Source organism: Pseudonocardia sp. EV170527-09, from assembly GCF_008369905.1.
Lineage (GTDB): Bacteria > Actinomycetota > Actinomycetes > Mycobacteriales > Pseudonocardiaceae > Pseudonocardia.
Map to the genome: position 1 here is coordinate 1 of NZ_VRMC01000147.1, position 7,042 is coordinate 7,042.

At 73.9% G+C, this 7,042-nt stretch carries 6 protein-coding genes; 2 read left to right on the forward strand and 4 right to left on the reverse strand.

Annotated features, from left to right (window positions below):
• Window positions 1–83 precede the first annotated feature (83 nt).
• Together FVA95_RS26820 and FVA95_RS26825 are read left to right on the forward strand one after the other, a co-directional pair.
• Complete coding sequence (locus tag FVA95_RS26820; RefSeq protein WP_083695865.1) at window positions 84–749, forward strand: NIPSNAP family protein; 666 nt, start codon at window positions 84–86, stop codon at window positions 747–749.
• A complete protein-coding gene (locus FVA95_RS26825; protein WP_161992479.1) occupies window positions 746–1,249 on the forward strand; it encodes a MarR family winged helix-turn-helix transcriptional regulator in 504 nt (167 codons plus the stop codon). Before FVA95_RS26820 ends, FVA95_RS26825 begins: the two co-directional genes overlap by 4 nt.
• Before the next feature lie 110 nt (window positions 1,250–1,359).
• Here the strand turns inward: FVA95_RS26825 and FVA95_RS26830 are convergent, their stop codons facing one another.
• From FVA95_RS26830 to FVA95_RS26845, 4 genes are all read right to left on the reverse strand, one after another.
• Entirely contained in the window at window positions 1,360–2,358 is a 999-nt protein-coding gene (locus tag FVA95_RS26830) for an ABC transporter substrate-binding protein (RefSeq protein ID WP_161992480.1), read from the reverse strand.
• Between the two features lie 90 nt (window positions 2,359–2,448).
• Complete coding sequence (locus tag FVA95_RS26835; protein ID WP_149666605.1) at window positions 2,449–3,147, reverse strand: formyltransferase family protein; 699 nt, start codon at window positions 3,145–3,147, stop codon at window positions 2,449–2,451.
• Window positions 3,144–4,439 carry an enterobactin transporter EntS gene (gene entS / locus FVA95_RS26840; protein ID WP_149666606.1) on the reverse strand — a complete coding sequence of 432 codons (1,296 nt, stop codon included), beginning with the start codon at window positions 4,437–4,439 and terminating at the stop codon, window positions 3,144–3,146. Before entS ends, FVA95_RS26835 begins: the two co-directional genes overlap by 4 nt.
• Window positions 4,439–7,042 (reverse strand): AMP-binding protein (locus FVA95_RS26845; protein ID WP_149666607.1); only part of this gene is annotated, 2,604 nt, incomplete at its 5' end. The genes entS and FVA95_RS26845, both read right to left, overlap by 1 nt.

The following is a 7,042-nucleotide window of genomic DNA, read 5'->3' on the forward strand; positions in this document are numbered from 1 at the left end:
GACAACACCTCATCAGCCACACCCCGTCGTCCCGGGCATCCGGGGCACCAACCCCGAACACCCACGACCTTAGGGACCACCCCATGACCGAGCCGGCTCCGATCACGGGCGAGGACCTCGATCCCGCGTCCCGCGCGGTCCGCTACGAGTACACGACGCTGCACTTCAGGCTGACCGACGCCGACGCCGCGCTCGCCGGGGTCGAGCCGTGGGTCACCGCACCCGACGCCCACGGCGAGTTCCTCGGCTGCTGGTACGCCGAACACGGACCGGTCGGCCGGGCCTATGTCCTCCGGTCCTTCGACGACGACGCCGAGCTGGCCGCCGAGCGCGCACGCGCCGCCGCGTCCCGCCACCCCTTCGGCGCCGGCGACCACCTCACCGACCTCTCGATGGCCGGCTTCGCCCCGTTCCCGTTCGTGCCCCGCGTCCGACCCGGCCGGTTCGGGCGGATCTACGAGATCCGCGACTACCACCTCGTCCCCGGTGGCCTGCCCGCCACCATCGACGGCTGGCGCCAGCGACTGCCCGGCCGCCACCTCGTGGACCCGATCACGGTGGTGATGTACGCACTCGACGGGCCCGCCCGCATCGTGCACATCTGGCCGTTCGACAGCCTCGACCAGCGGGTCGAGGTCCGCCGCGACCTCGTCGCGACCCACCGCTGGCCCCCGCCGGGAGGTCCGGAGCACATCATCGAGGCCGACTCGATCATGGCCTGGCCCGCTGCGTTCTCGCCGCTCGCGTGAGCGGCAGTGCTCCCGAGCCCGCCGGGTTCGGTGAGTTCCGCACGGCCTCCGGCGAGCTGTTCGCCCGCTTGCGGCAGGTCCGCGCCGCCCTGGCCCGGAGCTGCGACCCGTCGCTGACCCTGGCCCAGCTGCACCTCGTCGAGGAGCTCGACTCCAGTGGCGCGCTGTCGGTCGGCGAGCTCGCCGCCCGCGCCGCCGTGTCCTCCCCCACCGTCACCGGGATGCTCACGACGTTGGAACGCAACGGCATCGTCGACCGTCGACGCAGCCCCCACTACCAACGGCGGGTCGAGGTCACACTCACCGACCGGGGCCGCTCGATCGTCCGGGAACAACAGCATCGACTGAGCGCGCGTCAACGCCAGACCTTCGACCGCCTGAGCCCGACCGAGCGCCGTGAGACCGTCGACACCATGCGCAGGCTCACCGAGCTGCTCGGCCGGCTGGATCCACCGCCCCCACCGCCTGCGGATGGGCGGCGTTCGAGCCCACCTCGCTGATTCACGGACTCCCGGTGCTCCCCACCGTGGCGACCTCCGTACCGGCCGCGAGCACGCCGGGTCCGCAGCCGCGCGGCGTCGGACGCCGCGCGGCTGCGGACCGGCTCCGGTCAGCCCGTCGCGGCGCCGACCTTCTTGAGGACGTCGAGCTGACGGTCGATGGTCCAGGGGATGTTGAGGACCGTCGGGTAGTTCTCGGCGACACCACCGGCCTCGTCGGACTCGAAGAAGCGCTGCTGCTTCACGACGTCGAGGTTGGCGAACAGCGGGTCGGCGAAGAGCTGGGAGCGCAGGTCGGCGTTGGCGAACGACAGCGACAGGTAGTCGACGTCGAGCAGGCCGATCTGTTCGGCCGACAGCGACCGGTTCTTCACGTTCGCGGCGATCTCCGGGTCGATCCGCAGCCCGAGCGCGGCGTAGACCTGGGGCATGGTGGTCGTGGAGTCGGTGGGGACGACGAACGTGCCGCGCTCGTAGTAGTAGGCGGTGGCGTAGGTCTTCCCCTGCAGGCCGGGGATGGCCGCGGCCGTGTCGGAGATCTTCTTCTCGACGCCCTGGACCACGCGGGCGACGTCGGCCTCCTTGCCGACGGCCTTCCCGATCAGCGCCGCGTTGTCCTGCCAGGTGTCCTTGTTCCAACCCTTCTGGTACACGACGGTCGGCGCGATCTGGCTGAGCTGCGGGTAGAACTTGTCGATCGTGCTCAGGTTCGTCGCCAGGATGAGGTCCGGCTGCAGCGCCGCGATCTTCTCGAGGTTGACCTCCTGGGACGGCTCGACCACCACCTCGCTGCCCGCGAAGTCGACCTTGCCCTCCTCCCAGGGGTAGGGCCTGCCGGGGGTGACGGCGTTCTCGTTGTGCCCGACGGTGGTGATCCCGATCTGGCTCAGCAGGTCCTGCTCGTAGCTGAGCGCCACGATCCGGGTGGGTGCGGCCGGGATCGTGGCCTCGCCCAGTGCGTGGGTGATGGTGACCGGGAACGTCCCGGAGGCCTGACCGGCGGGAGGCTGGTCGCCGCTCTGCTCCGCGGCGCCGCCACAGGCGGTGAGCGCGAGCACTGCCAGGATCGCGAGCAGCGCGCCGCCGACGATCCTCCTGGTTCCGTGCATGTCCATCCTCTCCTGTTCAGTGTTTAGGGCAACCTAAGTCAGGATCGGACTGCGAACGAGCATCGCCATATCCCGGATTCATCACGTTCGTCACGTCCCGTCCGCGCCCCAGGCCTGCGCGGCCTCCGGCCAGACGTCGGCGAAGAACCCGAGCTCGGTCGCCCGGTCGTACCGCGGGTGGTCGCGCATGCCGGTGATCGCGCGGGCCTCGGCGAGACCGTAGTAGCCGGGCACCCCGTCGGGCCGGTACGGCGTCGGTCCGGAGCCGGCGACCACCGCGTCGAGGTGCTCGGTGAAGACCTCGTGCGCGGCGTCGACGAGGTCGATCATCACGTCCTCGAAGACGGCGTCGTCGTCGATCGGGAACCGGGACTCGGCCAGCACCGGCCCGGTGTCGATCCCGGCCTCGATCTCGTGCAGGGTCGCCGCGAACTCCTGCTCGCCGTGCAGGATCGCGTACGCCACCGTCGCGAGCGGCAGCCCCCGGTAGCCGGGGAGCGGCCCGCCGTGCACGTTGAGCAGCCGCAGACCCGAGCCGAGCAGGCCGTCGCGCAGCAGGAACGGATTGTCGAGCGACCACAACAGCCCGTCGGAGCACCGGGCCGTGAGGTCACCGGCCAGCGCGTCGAGCGCGGCGCCGTCGGCGACCTCGTGCACGACGACCTGGGGCGGAACCCCGTCGGGTACGGCGCTGCGCGGGCCGTGGCAGACCGCGTCGACGGTGTGTCCGCGGTCCAGTGCGTACCGGACGGCCCGCCACAGCAGTGCCCCGTCCCCGACGAAGATCATGCGACTCGCTCCTCGACCGACTCCCGGGTGGCGCGGCGCAGCGGGCGCAGCAGGACCCCCGCCAGGAGCGCGACCACCGTCATCACGGCGTTGTAGACCCACAGGGCGTCGGCGTCGCCGACGATCCCCCCGACCGTCCCGGCGACGATGGCGCCGACCGCGGCACCGCCCATCGCCTGGGCGGAGAACAGGCTGTTGACCCGTCCGAGCAGCGCGTCGGGGGTGCGCAGCTGCAGCAGGGCGTAGCGCAGGACCTCCTCGACCGCGTTGACCGCGCCGGCCGCGACGAGCGCGAGGAGCGTCAGCCACAGCGCGGGCGCGGCACCGGCCAGCGCGTAGAGGGCGAAGCACCCGACCATCAGCACGAGCAGCAGCAGCCCGGGCCGTGGGTGGCGCCGGACCCAGCCGCTGGCCAGCGAGCCCACCACGACGCCGAGCGCGAGCGCGGCGTAGATCGCGCCGACGGCGACCGGGAGACCGTCGAAGCGGGCCGCGACCAGCGCCGGGACCAGCACGATCGAGCCGCCGCCGAGCATGCCCACCACCCCGGCGGCCATCACCCCGAGCACCACGGGCTCGCCCAGGACGAACCGGCCACCGGTGCGCAACGCGCGCAGCGGCCCCTCCACGGCGTCCGGGGCCGTCCCGCCTGTGAGGGTCTCCTCCGGGGCGTCCGCGGTCCCCGCGACCCGGCCGTGGCCCGGCCGCGGGGTGACGGCGAGCAGCACCCAGGTGAGCGCGGCTGCCGCCGCGCCGGCAGCGTAGTTCCAGGCGGCGGAGCCGACCGCGAAGGCGAGGCCGCCGAGGACCGGGGCCAGCACCGACCCCAGCCGCAGCGACACGGTGTTGAGCGCGCCGACCGCGTGCAGCTTGGAGCGGTCCACGATGGACGGCATCACGGCGAGCATCGCGGTGATGCAGATCGATCCGGACAGCCCGTTCGTGGCGACGAACAGCGCGGTCAGCGCGGTCGACTCCCACACCGCGGCGTTGACGGCGAGCAGCGCGAACGAGATCCCGCTCAGCGCCCAGGTGATGCGGATGAGCCGCCAGCGGTCGGTGCGGTCGGCGAGCACCCCGCCGCCGAGGAACCCGAGCAGGAACGCGACCGACTCGACGGCGGACACGAGCCCGACGGTCGGTGTGGACCCGGTGCGGGTGTAGACCTCCAGCGGCACGGTCACCGCGACGACGCCCACCCCGAACAGCAGGATCGTGCGCCCAACGAACAGGTTCCGGAAGGTCCGGTCCTCGCGCAGCGGGCTGAGGTCGAGCAGGATCCCGGCGACCATCAGATCTCCTCCCGGGTGGTGCGCGCCCAGCTCTCGAGGATCTCGGCCCAGCGGCGCGCGACCCGGTCGACGACGTCGTCGTCGAGCACCCCGCGGGCGTGGGTGAAGCTGGCCTCCAGTTCGGGCCCGTCCGGGGTCTCGCGGGCGAGCACGTCGACCACGAGTGCGTGCCCGGACCGGACGTCGCCGGGCGCTCCGACCTGGACGGCCGCGGTCTCGGGTGCGGCGGAGAAGGCGTCGTCGCGCGGCGGGGGGCCGGCGGCGATCCGGCCGAGGTAGTTCAGCTCGACCTCGGCACCGGACGGCGGCAGGGCCTGCCCGCTCCCGGCGGCGAAGCGGAGCAGGCCGTGGCCCACACCGCCGTCGCCGAACTCGCGCTGGGCGCCGGCGACCCGCCGGACGGCGTCGACCGGGTCGGGGCCGGCGGGGCCGACCGGGACCGGGGCGACGACGGTGAACCAGCTGACGGTGCGTGCGGGGTCGCACCGGCCGTCGGGGGCCTCGGGGTCGGCCAGGTCGTCGAGGCGCCCGTGGCTCTCGGTGTCGACCAGCACGGGCCCGCCGGGACGGAGCTCCTGCAGGGCCTCGCCGAGCGCGGCGAGCAGCACGCCGTCCGGTCCGGCGCCGCTGCGGCGCGGCAGGTCGACGAGCAGCGACGTGCCGAGCCGGGCCGGGAGTGTGACGCTCGTCCGGCGCTCCCCCGCGACGACGTCGTGCGCGGCGCGGGGGCGGCGCAGCGGCAGCGGTGCCGCCCCGGCGACGCGGCGGGCCCACCCGTCGCGTTCGGAGCGGACCTCGGGGGACGCGGCGTGTTCGGCGAGCCGCCGCGACCACCGGGCGAAGGTGGTGCGTTCCGGGGGCGCGGGGGTGCCGGTCCCTCCGGGGCCCCAGGCGGCGATGTCGGCGACGAGCAGCCGCCAGGACACGCCGTCGACGGCCAGGTGGTGCGCGGCGACGACGAGGCGTCCGGGTGTCCTGGGGCCGCGGTCGAGCCACACCAGGCGCAGCATGCCGCCGGGGGCGGCGTCGAGCTCGTCGCGGGCGGTGACGGTCGCGGCGGTCACCGCTGCTGCCAGCTCGTCGTCGCCGAGACCGGTCGCGTCGATCCGACGGGTGTGGGACGCGGGGTCGAGGGTCCCGGCACGGGCGACGGCGAGGTGCTCCCAGCGGCCGTCGTCGCCGGTCACGAGGGCGGCCCGGAAGGTCGGGTGGGTGTCGAGCAGCCGCCCGGCCAGCCCGGTGAGGTCGTCGGCGGTGAACCAGACCGGGGTCCGCACCAGGGTGGCCTGGTGGTAGCCGGTGATCGGCCCGCCGAGCTCCTCGAGCCGGCGCATGACCGGCGTGAGCTCGATCCGGTCGGCCGAGACGGTGTCCGCGGGAACGCTGTCGGCGCGAACGGTGCCGGCGGCCGCCGGTGCCCCGCTGTCCGGTCCGGAGCCCGGTCCGTCGTTCGTCCCGGTGTGGTCGCGGAGGTCGGGGACGTCGCCGAGTGCCGCGGCGAGGCCGGACACGGTGGGGTGCGCGAGCACGTCGCGGACCCGCAGGGACAGTCCGGCGGCGCGGGCGCGGTCGGCGATCCCGATCGCGGACAGGCTGTCGCCGCCGAGGCCGAAGAAGTCGTCGTCGACGCCGACCGTGTCCACCCCGAGGACCTCGGCGAGGATCCGGCAGAGGGTCCGTTCGACCGGGGTGTGTGGGGCGCGGCTGCGGGCGGTGGCGAGCGGCGCCGGTTCGGGCAGCGCGGCGGTGTCGAGCTTGCCGTTGACCGTCAGCGGCAGGGCCGCGACGACCGACCACAGCGTGGGCACGAGGTAGTCGGGCAGCAGCCGGGCCGCGGTGTCGCGCACGGCGACGGGGTCGAGCGGGGTGTCCCCGGAGGCGGGGACGAGGTGGGCGGCCAGCCGCTTCGGGCCGGTCGCGGTGCCGTGCGCGACGACCGCGACCTGCCCGACGCCGTCGACGGCGGCCAGCACCGTCTCGATCTCGCCCGGCTCCACCCGGTAACCACGGATCTTGAGCTGGTCGTCGCTGCGCCCCAGGAAGTCCAGGTTCCCGTCGCCGCGACGCCGCACCAGGTCACCCGTGCGGTACATCCGCTCCCCCGGGGTCCACGGGTCGGCCACGAACCGTTCGGCGGTGAGGTCCGGCCGGTCCAGGTAGCCGCGGGCCAGTCCGGTCCCGGCGACGTAGAGCTCGCCGGCGACACCGTCGGGCACCGGCCGCAGCCACGGGTCGAGGACGACCGCGCGGGTGTTGGTGCCCGCGCCGAGGGTGTTGATCGTGTACTCGGTCGGGCCGTAGAGGTTGTAGCCCCAGGTGCCCTCGGTGTCACGCAACCGCGACCACACCGACTCCGGCACCGCCTCACCACCCAGCAGCACCAACGGCGGCACGTGCGGACCATCCAACAAACCCGCGGCGAACAGGTGATGGGCATAGGTCGGAGTCACGTTCACCACGTCCACCCGGTGCTCGGCGCAGTAGGCCACCAGCCGCTCCGCATCACGACGCAGCTGCTCGTCGCACACGTGGACCTCGTGGCCCTCGACCAGCCAGAGCAGCTCCTCCCACGACATGTCGAACGCGAAGGACACCGTGTGCGC